A 17,032-nucleotide genomic window follows, 5' to 3' on the forward strand; every position below is an offset into this window, starting at 1 on the left:
GCGACCCGCCCTGAAGGCGGGTCGCAGTCAATCCATGACGTGGTGAATCTCAGCCGTGACGTGCCGTTGCCAGCCTTAGCTGTGCGATGGCACGGGCTGGGTCGTTATCCAGCGCACTCAGATGAGCATCATCCGTTTCACGCCACTGACGCGTAATGGAACCTGCGACGCGAATGGGAAGCATGCCCTGATAGGACGCGTCGGCAAGCTGGCGGTGAAGATCTTCGATATCGGCTTCCATGGCGCCGGAAAGAACGATGGTTCTGGCGTCCTTTTTACCTGCGGCTTCAATGAGCTCACCAACGGGTACGGGCCCATCAAACAGCGTGATGTAAAATCCGGCGCTGCTGGCTGTAAAGGCAAGCAACAGCTGCCAGAGCGCGCCGCAGCCGCCGGGAAGATAGCTCATCAGCAGGCGTGGTTCGGCGTTTTCATGATTGCCATGATAAAGCCGCAGACCAAGTCGGGTTCTTAAAAAGGATTCCAGAAAACAGCGCTGCGCCATGGGCGTGGCATGATCTGCCCAGGTATTCTCGAGGCGCTCAACCACGGGCTGCCAAAGGCGCGCGATGGCAGTATTGACCGGGTAGAGCCCCATGCTGCGCGTGAAGAGATTTTCAAGCCGGTTGGTATTGAATTCCGCCACGGCATTGATGACTTCAAGCTGCTGCCCCTCCCAGTCGTGTTCCGGTGCCATGTCTTCGGCACCCGACTCCCGAGAGTTGTCTTCCCTGGTGGTCTCTGCCTCACCCGACGCCTGATCGAGCAGTTCGCCTACCTGACTTACCGGTACGCCCCGGTTAAGCCACTGCAGGATACGCTCGACGCGCTCGATGTCTTCACGCGCATAGAGACGATGCCCCTTGGGAGTACGTCTTGGCTGGATCAGCCCGTAACGGCGCTCCCATGCACGCAGCGTTACCGAGTTGACGCCGGTCAGACGTGATACTTCTCTAATGGGGTATAGCGGTCCGCCGACAGCATTTGCCACTTTCTCAGTCATAGTAAACGAGAGCCTCCTTCGCGGTTCCTGCTGCCAGGAACGTAGATACCATTATCAGGCGCTCTACATTGCGAAAATGAGCTATTCGACCTGCATACATGGTTGCGCTAGCCATCATGGCCGAACAAGAAAATTTAACCTGTGTAGGTCGATAGTGTAGCAGTATTTACACAGGTGTTGTACGTCAATCTTCACTTTGTACAACTGCTGTCACGCTGGTTCTCGGCCACGATCGACACCACAACGTCGGCAAACGAGGGATGCTGACCCACCGGGTCCAGAAGTGTCAGGGAGAGTTCCGGATGTTCATGACGCAGTGCTTCCAGCTGTGCCGGTACGTCTTCGCGCAAATGGCGCCCTGCGGCGAAAAAGAGCGGCAGAATGTCGATGCTGTTGAACCCATCGGCATGAAGTTCCTGCACCACGGTTTCCAGCAGCGGGTCACAGAGCTCCATATAGGCCAGTCGTACAGGAGCAGACATGCGCTCCTTGAGGCGCTGTTCCAGTGTTTCAAAGGGGGCCTGCCAGCGGCTGTCCGTGGAACCATGGGCCAGTACGATCAATGCAGTTGTCATGACAGTTTCTTTCCTGAGTCAGCAAGATGTTTAAGTGGGCGATGGCGTGTCTGGATGACACAGCGCCTGTGCCAGTCGTGTACCTGATTGCCAGGCCGCCTCAACGCGTCCGTCAATGCACCAGTCGCCGCAGAGTGACAGGCCCTTTGACATGTCGGTGAGGTAGCCTTCGGCCCCTTTCGGGCGTTCCCGGGGTTGCGCGTATTTCCATCGATGCGCGCCGCAGGCCTCAATGGCCGGGAGCGCTTCGGAATACTCGTCCTTGAAGGCTGCCACCATCTTGTCGGCGATCTGCGCCGGGGTCATTTCAAGGTGCCTGTCGGACCAGTCGTCGCGCGCCAGCAGCGTGATTCGTTCTCCTTCGTGCTGTCCGGGGCGCGTCTGGTTGCGCGCTGCCCAGCGCAGCACCGGTGAATCAGCCAGAAAGGCACCCTGCCATGTGTCGATACCGGGCGGCATTTTCAGGGGGGCTTTAAACCGCACCCACGTGCTCCAGCACGATGACATGGCATGAAGAGACAGCGGTGGCGTCATGATATCGCCCACCAGTTCAATCGCCTGAGGCGCCGGTATGGCCACAATGACATGATCAAATCCTGACCGGACATGCCCGTACTGGTTCTCCAGCTGCCATCCCGACGGCGTGCGGGTCATCGACGTGATACGTATCTGATGACTTATCTCAAGCGATGCGGACAGGGCGTCAGTCAGCGCACGCATGGAGGGCGTTCCCGTATACCGGGGATGCTCGGGATGCTGTATCTGCCATTGTCCGTTGTCATGACGTGCCATGATCTGTGGCCACTTCGCCACCACACCCTCGCGTTCGAAGGCTTCAATTATTCGGGCAAAGCCGGGATCACGAACGGTGAAATACTGGGCACCCAGATCAAAAAGGCCATGCGCGTTGCAGCGCGAGGACATTCGTCCCCCCGGTCGGTGGCCCTTGTCGAAAATTTGTACATCCTTTCCCGCCTGCTGCAGCACCCGGGCGGCAGCCAGCCCCGCCATGCCGGCACCAACGATGGCTATATTGTGCAAGAAGTCCACGAAAGCCTCAAATTGTCTGAAGGAACGCCGCCAGAGCCTGACACGGACGACCAGGCGCTACCCTGATAAATCTTGTACGGTATATGTACCAAAAGCGCGTCGAGGTTGAAAACGTCTCTGTGCAAGTGCCCTGAAACATTGCCCATGGCCATGGTTGGTCGGTGTGATCACCATGCCTCCGAGCGGGAGAACGTAACGTGAACATAGTCATTACCGGAGCAACCGGATTTGTCGGACAGGCGCTGTGTCAATACTGGCATGAAAAGGGCCATACGCTGATGGTGGTGTCGCGTCAGCCCGAAAAGGCACATGCCACGATCGGCGTGCCGGTCATGGCGCGCGCTGCGGCCGTTGATTTTGCCGATCAGCAGGTGGACGCCGTGATCAATCTGGCCGGCGAGCCTATTTTCAATCGTCGCTGGAGCGAGTCGCAGAAAAAAAAGCTGATCGCATCGCGCCTCAAGGCCACGCAGGATGTAGGTGAACTGTGTCAGCGCCTGGAGTCATCACCGCGTCAGCTGATTTCAGGCTCGGCAATGGGATATTACGGCGATCAGGGCCGCCGGGAAGTGACCGAGCAGACCTCGCCGCATGACGAGTTTGCCCACAGGCTCTGTCGGGAATGGGAAGAGGCCGCGCAACAGCTGGCCACGGACCGGATGAAGGTCGCCTGCATTCGTATCGGCCTGGTGCTGGATCGTGACGGCGGCATGCTCAAACCCATGCGACCCATGTTCCGCCTGGGTGTGGGCGGCCGACTTGGCAAGGGAGAGCAGTACATGCCCTGGATTCATCGTCATGACCTGGTGCGCATCATTGATTTTCTGCTGCACCATGATGACGCGCAGGGGGCCTGGAATGCGGGGGCACCACAGCCCGTGACCAATGCAGAATTCACTCGAACGCTGGCGGCCAGCCTGCATCGACCGGCGCCCTTTGTCGTGCCTGCAGGTATCATCTCGCTGGCGCTGGGAGAGATGTCGCAGCTGCTGCTGACCGGCGCGCGCATGATGCCGGCAAGGCTTGAAGCTGCCGGTTTTCGGTTTGAATACCCCACGCTTGAAAAGGCGCTGACGGCCATTGAGCATCGCGCCGCCTGAGCGACGCGATGCATCACATTTTCGAGCGGGCCGTTTTACTGCGGGTCAACGGTCACGATCACCCGCACGGCGTCCAGCTGCAGACGGGTGCCGGCGATCGCTTGTGCGAGTGCCGTGCGCTCCTGATGCAGCATCTCGATCTCTTCGGCGCGCACATCCGGGTTGCGCCGGGCGAGTGCTTCAAGCCGGTCGATTTCACCATTGAGCTGCTGTGTCATCTGTCTGCTGGCCTCATCCACCATTGCCGGCAACTCGGCCTCGGCCTGCTGCTCGGCCTGGTCAAACAGGCCCCGCAATTGCTGCTGACGTTCGCGTATCAGATTCCGGGCAACGCCCTTTTTGACGTGGCGCAGGTTCTTGGCCAGCCCGCCAAAGGAAACCTTGTCGGACAGCACCTGACCTGACTCATCCAGTAGTACGCGCACTGTGGCCGGCGGGAAGAAGCGATTGATATGCAGCGCCTTCGGTGCGCTGGTCCGCGTTCGGAAGATGGCCTCGAGCATGAAGCGACCGCCCGGGATCGCCGGATGTGCCAGCAGCGCCAGCGCCGTATTGCCCATGCTTTCGTTGGTGGCCCGGGAGAGCATTTCCCGCACCAGCGGATGCTCCCAGGACAGGCGCTGCAGATCATCGCGTGCCAGTGCGCGCGAGCGCGAACGGGTGGTGGTAAAGCCTTCTTCCCCGCGAATCAGCCCGGGCATGCCATCGACCATATGGGCGCCCGGATGCAGATAGGTCAGTCCTTCATCCGTTTCGCGGGTATCGATGCCAAAGACATCCAGTGCCTGCTCGAGATAACGATCCAGCGAGGCATCATCATCCAGTGCCTGCACGGCTTCGATCATGTCTTCGGCATGGCGTGCGTCAAACGAGCTGTAGGCCAGCAGGCGATCACGGCCGGCTTCGCGCTCCTGACGCGTCTGGATGGCCAGCGCGCGTGACGCCTCGATCACTTCCTCGAGCGCTTCAGTGTCGAGCAGGGCATCAAACAGCGCATCACCATGAGCGTCGCTGACTACACTGCCCAGGCCGCTGGGCGCCTCGAAGGCGGCAAGCGCCTCCTGATACCAGCGCAGCATCGCACTGGTCGGACTGTCAGCCATGACCGGCAGGTGAATCTCGACGTCATGCTGCTGGCCGATGCGGTCCAGACGTCCGATGCGCTGCTCGAGCTGATCGGGGTGGGGCGGCAGATCAAACAGGATCAGGTGATGGCAGAACTGAAAGTTGCGCCCCTCCGAACCGATTTCCGAACAGATCAAAAGCGGGCTGCCATCCTCTGCCTCGGCGAAGGCGGCGGCAGCGCGGTCACGCTCGATCAGCGTCATGCCTTCATGAAAGACCGGGACATGCAGGCCGGTCAGAATCTGCAGCCCGGCGGCCAGTTCGCGCGCGGTTTCGCCGTGGTGGCAGATCAGCAGCGCCTTTTCGCCAGGATGGCCCTTGAGCCATTCACGCAGCCAGGTCATGCGGGGATCAAAGCGCCACCAGCTGTCGCCGTGACTTTCCTGCCGGCGCGCCTCGAAGGTGGCCTCGGGATAGAGCAGGATCTCCGGGTAGTCCAGACCGGTTTCGATCAACAGACTGTCCAGGTAATCCTCATCGCGGGTGATGCGCTGCTCGATGCGTCGATAGGCCCCCGGGTTTTCCAGCTCGCTCACATGCAGGCGACGTACCGGGAAGCCGCTGACATGGCGGCGGCTATTACGAAACATGACCCGGCCGATACCATAACGGTCAAGCAGTACCCGGCGCAGTGACTCACGCAGTGCTGGCTGCTCATCCATCCCGGCCTGCATCAGGGCGTCCAACAGCTTCAATGCCTGCTGATCGTCTTCAACGATACGATGTAGCACATCATGGTGCTGCGCCTGTGCGGGCAGGTGTTCGAGGGCCTCGATCGCCTCGGCAAGGCTTGCGTGGCCGCGCTGCTCGGCCCTGAAGGCGTCAATGTCGTGATAACGCTCGGGGTCGAGCAGGCGCAGGCGGGCAAAGTGACTGACATCCCCCATCTGCTCCGGCGTGGCGCTCAACAGCAGCAGTCCGGTGCGCTGGGTGGCCAGCGCCTCGACACACTGATAGCCGGTATCGCCGCCGTTTTCCGGATCCCATTCCAGGTGCTGGGCTTCGTCCACGATCAGCAGGTCCCAGACACAGGCCTGTGCCTGACGCTGACGTTCGGGATTGGCAAAAAGCCACTGCTGGCTGGCCAGCACCAGCTGCGCCGATTCAAACGGATTGCCATCGCCACCGCGTGCCTGGCTCTGCTGCTCATCAAGCAGCGTGACTTCGATGGAGAAGCGACGCAGCAGCTCGACCAGCCACTGATGCGTCAGGCTGTCAGGCACCAGAATCAGGGCGCGCTCGACGCGCCCGGTCAGCAGCATGCGATGTAGTACCAGCCCGGCTTCGATGGTCTTGCCAAGGCCAACCTCGTCGGCCAGCAGTACACGCGGCAGACGGCGACCGGCGATATCGTCGGCAATGTGCAGCTGATGCGGGATCAGATCGATGCGCGGACCGGACAGTCCGAACCCCGGATGGCGCTCGATGCGGGCCAGATGCTGAAGGCTGCGATAGCGAAGATTGAAAGCGTCATTGCGATCGATCTGTCCGGTCAGCAGGCGGTCGCGGGCCTGGTGAAACTGCATGCGATCGCTGATGCGTGATTCGGGCAGCTCCCGCTCGCCATTGCTGTCCTGGCCGATATAGGTAATGCGGCCGCCTTCGTCGCGCAGTTCACTGACCAGCAGGACCTGGCCGTCGTCGGTGTCGATGCGATCGCCGCGACCAAACACCACACGGGTCAGGGGCGCCTCGCGCACGCTGTAGGTGCGGGTTTCATCGCTGGCGGCAAATAAAACGGTCACGCTGCGAACATCGCAGCTCAGTATGGTGCCAAGTCCCAGCTCGGTTTCGCCGTCACTGATGAAGCGTTGCCCGGGGATAAAATTGCTCATGATGCCTCGAAAATGCCGCCCCATGGGCGTGCGGGTACAGATGTGAATCGGTCATCGACTGGAGATGAACTGTCGTTGGTCATCGATGCGGCGCGCCGTCAGCCATGACCCTGAAAAAGGGTGCCTATCTTAACCAAAAGAGAGGGCAGGCGGGGCACTGATGTGCGCATGGCTTACTGCAAGAGAAGGGGCAGGTCACTATGGTGAGTCGGGCACCATGATGGCTGACAGGTCATGAACACGTATCAAGGTGTTATCCGCGGCAACGTACAACAGTGCCGGCAGATGATGGCTGCCTGTCAGGGCCAGAAGGCGCTGGCGCGGATCCAGCAGCAGCGCCGCGTCCTCCAGACCAAGCTGCTGATCGGGGTGTTGATCCAGATAGCGGATAACGCTCAGCAGAGGTTCTCCCTGATTGACCAGGGCGAGTGCCGGACGCTGCTTGACAGGCCACTCGGCCAGCCGTTGAAGCCATTGACGACAGGAATGACAGTCACTGCGCCACAGCAGGAAGTAACGCGGAAGATCATCATTGGCCGGTGTGACCGAATGGCCTTCAAGCGACTCGAATGTCAGGGTGGGCAACGCGGCAGGCAGCGATGTCTGTAGACCTTCTCGCCACTGCTCCAGCCCCCACCAGAGCCCGCTTGCCACCATGACAAGAATGCAAAGCCTCTGGCGTAGTACCGGACGCTGCCGACAGTACCACAGGGTCCAGGCCAGCAGGGCGATCAGCCCACCAGCCGGGGCGACGCCGGTGCTCCAGAGATGCCCCGGCCACGACGTGGCCGGCAGGGAGGTGCCTTGAGAAAGCCATGCCCAGAGTCGGGCGCCGGCCAGCCAGAACAGCAGTGCGCCCAGGGCCCAGCGTATCGTGACCGGCCGTGCTGAAAGGCTGATGATGTGTGCTGCCAGCAGCGCCACCGTAGCGCATGCCACGGCCAGAAGTGCCGGAGGCAGGGACAGCATGGCGCTTTCAAGGATATCCATTCGTTTTTACCATCATGCGTTAAACTGGGCAGGCCGGCGTGGCCGGCCATGCACGCTGACTCATGTTGTTGCCGGTGATTTCCATGCCCGATTCCCGTTCCAGGCGCACCCGCCGCCGTGATACGCCGCGTATTGTGGCGCTTTCAGCCCAGGCGCTCGGCTTTATTCTGATTGTGCTCTTTGAGACCCTGTTACCTGAGCATCTTGTACGTCCGGCCCAGGCCATCACCCTGGCCGCCATGCTTGTAGCAGCCCTTTATGCTGCGCTGCTGCGCCGCTATTACCGCAATCGCTCGCTGAAAGATCGCGACCATGAGTCCTTTCATGACCAATGACACGAGTTCCGGCGCCCCGGGAAGCCAGGCGATGCAGGACGGCTCGGCCTCGGAAGGCAGCAGCGGCATGCGCCTGCTGTCCGATGGCCTTGAAGCCTTTGAGATGCGCGCACATCTGGCGCGTCACGCTGAGCACACGATCGACAGCCTGAGCTACATCCTTGAGGATGGCACCACGACACAGGTGCTGATGGCCGAGTGGCTGGCAGCAGCCGAGCGCGGTGTCAGGGTCAGGCTGCTGGTGGATGACCTCAGCGCCATCAATGTGCAGCGCATGCTGCTCGCCATGGATACGCATCCGTGTATCGAAGTGCGTCTTTTCAACCCGATCACCTTCTGGCGGCGCTATTACTGGAGCCATCGCCTGGCCATGGCGTTGACCATCCGCCGGTCGCATCGTCGCATGCACAACAAGCTCTGGCTGGTGGATGGCAGGATCGGTATCGCGGGCGGTCGCAATCTCAGCGACGATTACTTTATCACCAAAAGTGAATATAATTTCGCCGATCTGGACATGCTGGTGGTGGGAGGACGCATTACCGGCCAGATGCGTGAATGCTTTGGCCGGTACTGGCATGGTCGCTGTGTGCGTACGCTTGCCTCCCTGATGCCGTCTGCACCGGATAATGCCTGGCAGGACCTGCGCGATGAACTCAAGCGCAAGCTGTCCGGTGAAGCGCTGGCGGATTCCCCTTTTCTGTCCATTCATCATGGGGAATCGAGGGCACCGCAGGACAGGCTGGGCGATCTGGTGCAGGCCAACGGTGAGCTTTACTGGGACCATCCCGATAAATCCTGTCAGCCGGGTTACCCGGCGCGCGAGCTCATCATGGGAACTGCCATCGGGGCGATGGTGGCCGAAACGCAGCATCACATCAGGGTTGTCTCGGCCTATTTCATCCCCAGCGAGCGTGACGTCATCGACATTGAAGCGCTGCTGGAAAGGGGCGTGGGCGTGACCGTACTGACCAACTCTCTGCAGGCCAGCGATACCCCGGTGGTCAACGGCAGCTACGCACCCTGGCGGCAGCACTTTCTCGATCTGGGTGCGCGCATGCATGAGCTGCGACACGGCCACAAGCCGCGCCGGCGACGCATGCATCACTTCGGCGTGATGGCTTCCAGCCTGCATGGCAAGGCCATGGTCATGGACAATAAAAGGCTCTTCATTGGTTCCTTCAATATCGATCCACGATCGACCTGGTGGAACAACGAAATGGGGTTGCGGGTCGAGCATGAGGGGCTGGTAGCAGAGCTTGACGCCGTGATCGAGCGAGCGCTGAACCCGGCCAGCAGTTTCAGGGTCGAGCAGGATGACAAGGGTCGGCTGTCATGGTTGACCGTCGATGAAAACAATCAGGCATGCCGACTGATGAAAGAGCCCGGCAGTTTTCTGGCCCGCTGCCAGAAATGGCTGGGCGGCCTGCCGGGCGTCTGGCGATTGCTTTAAAGGGCGTCTGAAAGGCAGCAGGGCCGGGTGAGGCATCAGCTGTTATGCGCGATGGCTTCCTCGGCGGTACAGGCAATATTGTCGATGATGGTCCACTGCTCGGGTGTGCCGCCCTTTTCCACGGCGTCCATGAGCGCTGCGGTCGCGCGGCGCAGGTAGGGTTTGCCATCTTCCTCGTGCGCCTTTTCGAGATCGCCTTCCATATCCTCGATCAGCGCCTCGACGCCATCGTAGTCGTCGCTCCATTCAAGCGCCTGTTCGGCAGCCTCGTTGATGGTCTCTCCAACGCCAATGATGGCGCTGTCACTGGCGACAATATAACCGCTGGCATTCATGGACGTGCATCCTCTGTGGCCGTTCAAGGGGTCCTGTCGACATTACCGGGGCTTGTCGGACATAGACATCAGTATAGGCATGCCTGCGCTGTCATCAGCAATTGTTCACTGTCATGGGCGGTGACGACGGCTATGCTCAACGGACATTGTTAAAGCTTGCGTCAGGGAGAGAACATGCTGCCATTGATGGATCAGGGGCAAGGCGAGACGGCCCTGGTGATGATGCACTTTTTCGGCAATTCCCACCGTGAATGGCGGGAGGTCATCGACCATCTCGGGCCGAACCATCGCTGTATTGCGTTGGATCTTCCGGGGTTTGGCGATGCCACCGACCGTGACGGGTTTGATACCCGGGCCATGGCGGATCAGGTTGAGCAGACCATTGAGGAGATGGGGCTTGAACGGGTGGTGCTGGTAGGCCATTCCTTTTCGGGCAAGGTGGCCATGGTGCTGGCGGCCCGACGGCCTGCGTGGCTGGTGTCGATGGTATTGGTCGCCCCGGCGCCCGCCGGACCGCAGCCGGTCAGTGACGAGGAGCGGGAATTCCAGCAGGCCTTTGACCACAGCCGTGAGCAGGCCGAGTCCTTTATCGATGGTGCGATTGCACAGCCTCTTTCACCGGCGCGCTATCAAGACGCCGTGGAAGACGCCATGCGTGCCTCGCACGCCGCCTGGCAGGCCTGGCCACGTCATGGCAGTCGGGAGGATTTTTCAGCCGAAGTCGGTGTGCTGGACTATCCCGCGTTGATCGTTGTGGGAGATCGGGATCCGTCACTGCCGCCGGACACACAAAGAGCGCTGGTACTTGGTCAGTTCGCATCACCACGCCTTGAAATCATTCCCGATCATGGACACCTGCTGCCGATGGAAATGCCTCAGGCACTGGCGAGCCTGATTGATGACTTTGTGCAGTGCACGGCTGGGGGCTAGGACGGTCGAATCGCGCCTTTACCCCTTTTTCAATACGACCAATGGATGTCATGCCTGACGCTCGTCGGGCACTGACCGCGTTGTGTTACGACATTTCCCCTGTATACATTGACCTCGCATGACAGCCTTGCATGACAAGCGCGTACGAAGACCAATGGATCAGGGGAAAGCACCATGCATTATAAAAGCGGACTGATAGCGGCCTCTCTGTTACTGCTGATGCTGGGTGGCTGTGGCGATGACAGCGACAGCCAGCAGGCGCAGGACAGTGCAGGCGCCCAGCAAAACAGCGGTGACAGTCAGGGCAGCAGTGAGGCCACGGCTGATCCGGTTCAGCTGGTCTTTGGTACCGGCGGTACCTCGGGTGCCTATTATGCGCTGGGCGGTGCGCTGAAGTCCGTGCTCGAGGCCAGTCCGATGGTGCGTAACGTTCAGGTCGTCTCGACCGGGGCCTCGGTACAAAACATTCAGAATCTTCAGGACGGGCTCAATCAACTGGCGATCGTCATGAGCGATGTGGCCTATGACGCCGTGAACGGCCAGAACCAGTTCGAGGGCAACGCCGCTGATATTACAGCCATCGCCGGGCTCTACCCCAACGTGGTGCAGGTGGTGGCGCTGAGCAACAGCGGCATCGACAGTATTGAGGATATGGCTGGCAAGCGTATCGGTGTAGGCCAGGTAGGGTCGGGCGTGGAAGCCAGCGCCAGGATCGCACTGGCCTCGGCAGGCCTTGAGTATGATGACCTGGCCCGCGTCAGCCATACCGGCTATGCCGACAGCGTGACCGAAATGAGCAACGGTAATCTGGACGCAGCCTTTTTCACCTCGGGTGTGCCCAACAGCAACATTACCGGCCTGATGCAGAGCCGCGACATCAAATTCGTCAGCATTGATGGTGATACTGCGCAGAAGTTGATGGCGGATTATCCCTACTACCAGAGCTATACCATTCCTGCCGGCGCCGCCGAGCGCTATAACCTCTCCGAGCCGGTCAATACCGTGGCGATTCGTAATCTCCTGATCGCGCCGGCCAGCATGCGCGATGATGTGGCCGAGGATCTGGCGCGTCGCTTTGATGCATATCTCAATTCCGGCCAGGTCGCCGTGGGTGCGTTGCGAGAAGTGGGCTCCGATACCCTTGATCAGGACCTGATTCTGCCGGTGCATCCCGGGGCGCAGCGTTACTATGAAACCCGCGAGGACAGCGCTCAGGGAAGTGACGCCGCGCATGAGCCTGCTGAAAATGATACCGCCGAAAGCGACGCTACCTGAGCAGGCACGTGTCGCGTCGCCGAGGCTGGCTGGCGTTATATGCGCTGGTACTGCTGCTGGTGTTTTGCTGGCCCCGGCCCTGGCTGGTGGTCAGCGAATTGCATGCACAAGGCACCCTTGAGCGGCGCTACGTGTTTCCCGGCGACGATGGCACCCGGTTTTCACTGTGCTGGCAGCATTCGGTAGAGCGTGAGGACTGGATTGAGACCTTCGCACTATCGAAGGGGGCCATTCGCGTGGTAAGCAGTCGCTTCAAGACCTTTGGTGCCGGCGTGCCGGACACCGGACAGGCCAGTCGTCTCGAGCAGGGCTGGGTGGTGCTGGACGACATCGCGCGTCCGGTAGACCCCCTGCTGGTACAGGCGGCCGCGCGTGAACACTACCGCATGGGCTACGGGGGGTACTGGCTTGATCTCGGCGCACTCGGGCCAGCTCCCACCCTGCGCTTCCAACAACAACGGCTGCCACCTGTCATGGTACTGGCTGGCCTGTGGCGTCCCTGGTGGCACCGGATGACCCACGGGTGACAGGATGGACCGGTACAAAGAGAACAAACAACATGAGCACAAGAATGGATCGCCGCGAAGCCGCGGGCGAAGGGCGGGACGGCGCCGGATTGACCGGTGGCCTGGCCGGCAGGGATGAAAGCCCGGCACTGGACCCGGCGCTGCTGGAAAAATATGACCGCGAAAGCGCCATACGCCACAGCCTGCCGACATTTTTTGCCCGCGTGGTGACCGTTCTGGCCGTACTGCTGGCGGCCTTTCACCTGTATACCTCCACCGCCGGCCCGCTGATTGATATCCAGCAGCGCAGCATTCACCTCTATACGCTGCTGGCGCTGGCCTTTGTGCTCTATCCCTTTACCCGCAAGGGCGCGCGCGACCGGGTACCGATTCGCGATGTGATCCTGGCCGTCGTTGCACTGGGGATCGGCATCTACATGATCTTTTCCACCCAGCGGATCATTCTCGCCGCCGGGCGCATCACCGATCTGGACATGGTGATCGGCATCGTGGCCATTCTGCTGGTACTGGACGCGACGCGTCGCGTGACCGGCTGGGGGCTGACGCTGCTGGCCACGGCCTTTCTGGTCTACGGCCTCTACGCAAGGCTCTCCTTTTATCCGGAGCTCAACCCCAACATCCTGATGGCGATCGGTCGGCAACTGATGTCGCATCTGGTCTACATCACCGAAGGCCTGCTGGGTTCGGCGATCGCGGTATCGGCCAGCTATATCATCCTGTTCATTCTCTTTGGTGCCTTTCTGGGCAAGTCGGGCCTGGGCCAGCTGTTCAATGATCTGGCACTCGCAGTCGCGGGCCATTCCCGTGGCGGCCCGGCCAAGGTGGCGGTCATCGCCAGTGGGTTTCTGGGCTCGATCAACGGCTCGGCGATTGCCAACGTGGTCACGACCGGTGCCTTTACCATCCCGCTGATGAAAAAGACCGGCTACAAGGCCAACTTTGCCGGCGCCGTGGAGGCGGCGGCCAGCGTCGGCGGGCAGATTCTGCCGCCCATCATGGGAGCGGCGGCCTTCATCATGGCCGAGGTGCTGTCGGTGCCCTATACCCAGGTCATGATGGCCGGCATCATCCCGGCGCTGCTCTTTTATCTGGGCGTGCTGATTCAGGTGCATCTTCGTGCGCTGCGCAACGGTCTCAAGGGCATTCCCCGCGCCGAACTGACACCTGTACGTGCCGTCATGCTCGAGCGCGGTCACCTGCTGGTACCCATGGCGGTGTTGATCTGGCTGCTGGCCGACGGGCGGGCACCGTTTTTTGCTGCCTTCTGGTCCATTGGTGCCACCGTACTCATCTGCGGAACACGTCGCGTGGTCATCGGACTGTCGCTGTTGCTTTTGGCACTGATTTTCCAGCCGCAGCTTCAGGGGCTGATCGGGCCGCACGGGATACCGCCCATTGCACCGGATCGGCTATGGCTGCTGGCAGTGATCGTGGTGCCGGTGATTATCAACGCGCTGCGGACGCAACGAGGCATCGTGACCGAGACCATGAACGCGCGTGACTGCGTCGACGCCATGGAAGGCGGCATCCGCAATGCCATTCCGGTAGCCGTGGCCTGCGGCGCGGTCGGTATTATCGTGGGGGTAGCCACGCTGACTGGCATTGCACTGGAGGCCGCCGATGCGGTTGTGGCACTGGGGTCACAGATTCCCAGTCCGCTGGTGCAGCTGATGGTGACGCTGCTGCTGACCATGCTGGCGTCCATTGTGCTGGGCATGGGACTGCCCAGTATTCCGACCTATATCATTACCAGCACCATGGCGGCGCCGATTCTGCTCAACCTGCCGCTCTTTCGCGAGCTGTCCGGCAGCAATGATACGGCCGTGTTCGTGGCGCACATGTTTGTCTTCTACTTCGGGATCTTCGCCAACCTGACGCCGCCGGTGGCACTGGCGGCCTATGCCGGTGCCGGCATCAGCGGTGGGTCGCCCAATGCCACGGGCTTTCAGGCCATGAAGCTGGCCATCGCCGGCTTTGTGGTGCCCTTCATGTTCGTGTTCGCCCATGAAATGCTGATGATTGATTCGACAATCACCAACATCCTGATGGTACTGGTCACCAGTGTAGCGGGGGTCACGTTGCTGGCGGTCGCAGCCGAGGGCTATCTGTGGACGCGGGTCAACATGGTCATGCGGCTGGTGTCGTTGGTGGGAGCACTGATGCTGATCTTTCCGGGGCTCTGGACCGACATGGCAGGCGCGGCCATCGCAGTGACCGTATTTGCAATCAACCGGGCACTGGCAGCAAGGAAGAGGGCAGGGACGTCAGACAGGGCTGCCTGACGCCCGAAGGGCCGGTAGGGGCGCCTAACGGCGTCCCTGCTGGAGATCGGCAAGAATCTCGTAGCTGCGCAGTCGGTCGGCGTGATCATAAAAGTCCGAGTTGATCATCACCTCGTTGGCGCCCGTGCGTTCGATAAAGGCTTCGAGTTCACGGCGCACGGTGTCCGGCCCGCCCACGATGGAGGCGCCCAGATTGTTGGCGATGGCAGCCTGTTCATGCGGGCTCCAGTCCATCTCGCGCACCGGTGGGGCGAGCTGGATGCGACGACCGCGAATCAGTGACAGGAATTTCTGCTGCTGGGTCGTGGCCTGATACTGTGCCTCTTCATCGCTATCGGCAGCCACCAGCGGAATGCCAACCATGGCATAGGGTTTATCGAGTACTTCCGAGGGCTGGAAGTTGGTGCGATACAGCCGCAGGGCTTCCATCATGTAGCCCGGTGCGAACTGGCCGGCGAAGGCAAACGGCAGACCCAGATGGGCGGCGAGCTGTGCGCTGTAGCCGCTGGAACCCAGCAGCCAGAGCGGCACGTGGGTGCCCTGACCAGGCCAGGCACTGACGCGCTGACCGGGCTGTTCGTCGCCCAGGTAGCGGGAAAGCTCCGCGACCTGCTGGGGAAAGTCATGCACGCCACTTTGCGGGTTGCGGCCCAGCGCGGCGATGGTGGCGCCATCGGTGCCAGGGGCACGACCCAGTCCCAGATCGATGCGATCGGGGTAGAGCGTGGCCAGCGTGCCGAACTGCTCGGCCACGATCAACGGGGGATGGTTGGGCAGCATGATGCCCCCGGATCCGACCCTGATGGTGGATGTAGCGCCGGCCACATGACCGATCAATACCGAGGTAGCCGCGCTGGCAATGCCCGCGGCGTTGTGATGCTCGGCCAGCCAGAAGCGGTGATAGCCCAGCGACTCGACATGGCGCGCCAGTGTGACCGTATTGTCAAACGTTTCAGCGATGCTGCCGCCCTGACGCACGGGCGCCAGATCCAGGACGGACAAGCGGGTATTGGCAAGTAGGGACATGATGGCCTCTGAAAAAGTCGGGAAAGCGCTGCTGCCAGCATATCATTAGCAGGCTCATTATGTGTGACGTCGGGGCGGGCAGGCAGTAATTCAAGCGAAAGCAGACTGGGTAACATGGTTGCTGACGCAAAAAAGCCGGCGTGGCCGGCTTTTCAGATCATCAGTCAAAGGCATTCAACTAGCGGTAACGCGGCTCGTTACGAATTTCGTATTCGCCTTCCAGCGTACTGTGCTGATGAGATGGCCCGGTCTGGCCCTGCCAGGTATGACCGTTTCGATTCGCCTGCTTTTTCATGCGATGGCGTACCAGCGGCATCATGGCCCAGCCCAGCAGGATAAAGAAAAGGGCCAGTACACTGCCCAGCATCAAAAGGATGCCGAAGATCATCCATGCGCCGAGCATTTTGAGTGCCCCGGGCTGGCGGGAGGATTGTGCAGCCTGCGCGCGAGCCTTCATCTGTTCGGCCATGCGCCAGGCGGCGTTATAACTCTGATCTGCCATGTAAACACTCCTCACGGGTAGTGGCTGAAACAGGATGGCTGATACTAGGACAATAGCGCTTATGGCAGGTTCATGCCCAATACGGCGGTTCAGCCTGGTTTATGCCACGGAAGAGCTATCGGAAGAGATGGGTCATGCAGTGTCGGGCGGGGCAGCCCTGACGCCCGAAAGAGACTCTTTCGGGCATACAGGAGCGCTGCAGTGTTCGGATATCGGCTCGAACAGACCGTATTACACGGGCGAAGCGCGCCCGGGATATTACTGTGCGTTGTTACGCGTACCGAAGCTGCCGAAGCGACGACGGAACTGCGCTGCACGACCTTCGGAACTGGCCTGACGCTGCTGGCCGGTATAGAAGGGATGCGAGGCAGAAGAAATATCCAGACGTACCAGCGGATAGGTCTCGCCTTCAAACTCGATGGTTTCGCTGGTGCTTACTGTCGAGCGAATCTTGAAGTGTGTATCAGCGTTGGTGTCGTGGAAGATCACCGTACGATACTGGGGATGTATGCCTTCTTTCATGGCGCGCTCCGGAAAGATGTTGGTCAGCCAAATTTAATGGCCGGGTATGATGGGCCAGCGTCAATATTTTTTCAACCGTTTTCCGGTCCGATCAGGCGCAGCGTACCGGTTTGTAGCCATCGTGACCCTGCCGGACGTTCACGAAACAGAAGAAAGGCCAGCCATCCATG

Annotated in this window: 16 protein-coding genes; 7 read left to right on the forward strand and 9 right to left on the reverse strand. The window is 60.6% G+C overall.

The window, feature by feature from the left end:
* Nucleotides 1-49: 49 nt before the first annotated feature.
* The 3 genes from IE123_RS10720 to IE123_RS10730 all read right to left on the reverse strand — a co-directional run bounded on the left by IE123_RS10720 (nt 50) and on the right by IE123_RS10730 (nt 2,628).
* Nucleotides 50-1,003, reverse strand: a complete 954-nt coding sequence (locus tag IE123_RS10720; protein ID WP_189518061.1) for a MerR family transcriptional regulator — start codon at nt 1,001-1,003, stop codon at nt 50-52.
* Nucleotides 1,004-1,194: 191 nt separating this feature from the next.
* Complete coding sequence (locus IE123_RS10725; RefSeq protein ID WP_189518063.1) at nt 1,195-1,578, reverse strand: sirohydrochlorin chelatase; 384 nt, start codon at nt 1,576-1,578, stop codon at nt 1,195-1,197.
* Between the two features lie 30 nt (nt 1,579-1,608).
* Nucleotides 1,609-2,628 (reverse strand): NAD(P)/FAD-dependent oxidoreductase, encoded by a 1,020-nt coding sequence (locus IE123_RS10730; protein ID WP_189518065.1) that lies wholly within the window; start codon nt 2,626-2,628, stop codon nt 1,609-1,611.
* A 197-nt stretch (nt 2,629-2,825) separates the two neighbouring features.
* On the opposite strand from IE123_RS10730, the gene IE123_RS10735 reads away from it, so the two are divergent.
* Nucleotides 2,826-3,728, forward strand: coding sequence for a TIGR01777 family oxidoreductase (locus IE123_RS10735; RefSeq protein WP_189518067.1), 903 nt, complete (start codon nt 2,826-2,828; stop codon nt 3,726-3,728).
* Between the two features lie 35 nt (nt 3,729-3,763).
* On the opposite strand, the gene rapA is transcribed toward IE123_RS10735, so the two are convergent.
* Complete coding sequence (gene rapA / locus IE123_RS10740) at nt 3,764-6,688, reverse strand: RNA polymerase-associated protein RapA (protein WP_189518069.1); 2,925 nt, start codon at nt 6,686-6,688, stop codon at nt 3,764-3,766.
* Nucleotides 6,689-6,886: 198 nt separating this feature from the next.
* A complete protein-coding gene (locus IE123_RS10745) occupies nt 6,887-7,678 on the reverse strand; it encodes a TlpA family protein disulfide reductase (protein ID WP_189518071.1) in 792 nt (263 codons plus the stop codon).
* An 83-nt stretch (nt 7,679-7,761) separates the two neighbouring features.
* Between IE123_RS10745 and IE123_RS10750 the strand changes: the two genes are divergently transcribed.
* Nucleotides 7,762-8,013, forward strand: a complete 252-nt coding sequence (locus tag IE123_RS10750) for a hypothetical protein (protein WP_189518072.1) — start codon at nt 7,762-7,764, stop codon at nt 8,011-8,013.
* Entirely contained in the window at nt 8,003-9,463 is a 1,461-nt protein-coding gene (locus IE123_RS10755) for a phospholipase D-like domain-containing protein (protein ID WP_189518074.1), read from the forward strand. Before IE123_RS10750 ends, IE123_RS10755 begins: the two co-directional genes overlap by 11 nt.
* A 35-nt stretch (nt 9,464-9,498) precedes the next feature.
* Here the strand turns inward: IE123_RS10755 and IE123_RS10760 are convergent, their stop codons facing one another.
* Entirely contained in the window at nt 9,499-9,798 is a 300-nt protein-coding gene (locus tag IE123_RS10760; protein WP_189518076.1) for a hypothetical protein, read from the reverse strand.
* A 174-nt stretch (nt 9,799-9,972) separates the two neighbouring features.
* Here IE123_RS10760 and IE123_RS10765 point away from each other — a divergent pair, with 174 nt between their 5' ends.
* The 4 genes from IE123_RS10765 (at nt 9,973) to IE123_RS10780 (ending at nt 14,812) form a co-directional block, all read left to right on the forward strand.
* Nucleotides 9,973-10,728: an alpha/beta fold hydrolase gene (locus tag IE123_RS10765; protein WP_189518078.1), complete on the forward strand. Its 756-nt coding sequence runs from the start codon at nt 9,973-9,975 to the stop codon at nt 10,726-10,728.
* Between the two features lie 174 nt (nt 10,729-10,902).
* Entirely contained in the window at nt 10,903-12,003 is a 1,101-nt protein-coding gene (locus IE123_RS10770; protein ID WP_189518080.1) for a TAXI family TRAP transporter solute-binding subunit, read from the forward strand.
* Nucleotides 12,004-12,011: 8 nt separating this feature from the next.
* Nucleotides 12,012-12,530: a DUF1850 domain-containing protein gene (locus tag IE123_RS10775; protein ID WP_189518082.1), complete on the forward strand. Its 519-nt coding sequence runs from the start codon at nt 12,012-12,014 to the stop codon at nt 12,528-12,530.
* A gap of 32 nt (nt 12,531-12,562) precedes the next feature.
* Entirely contained in the window at nt 12,563-14,812 is a 2,250-nt protein-coding gene (locus tag IE123_RS10780) for a TRAP transporter permease (RefSeq protein ID WP_229819710.1), read from the forward strand.
* A 24-nt stretch (nt 14,813-14,836) separates the two neighbouring features.
* Here the strand turns inward: IE123_RS10780 and IE123_RS10785 are convergent, their stop codons facing one another.
* From IE123_RS10785 to IE123_RS10795, 3 genes are all read right to left on the reverse strand, one after another.
* Nucleotides 14,837-15,838, reverse strand: a complete 1,002-nt coding sequence (locus IE123_RS10785) for an LLM class flavin-dependent oxidoreductase (protein WP_189518084.1) — start codon at nt 15,836-15,838, stop codon at nt 14,837-14,839.
* A 178-nt stretch (nt 15,839-16,016) separates the two neighbouring features.
* Nucleotides 16,017-16,340 carry a hypothetical protein gene (locus IE123_RS10790; protein WP_189518086.1) on the reverse strand — a complete coding sequence of 108 codons (324 nt, stop codon included), beginning with the start codon at nt 16,338-16,340 and terminating at the stop codon, nt 16,017-16,019.
* 258 nt (nt 16,341-16,598) lie between these two features.
* Nucleotides 16,599-16,862 (reverse strand): type B 50S ribosomal protein L31, encoded by a 264-nt coding sequence (locus IE123_RS10795; RefSeq protein ID WP_189518088.1) that lies wholly within the window; start codon nt 16,860-16,862, stop codon nt 16,599-16,601.
* Nucleotides 16,863-17,032 lie beyond the last annotated feature (170 nt).

The sequence above is a fragment of the Kushneria pakistanensis genome, from assembly GCF_014652795.1.
Taxonomy (GTDB): Bacteria; Pseudomonadota; Gammaproteobacteria; order Pseudomonadales; family Halomonadaceae; genus Kushneria; species Kushneria pakistanensis.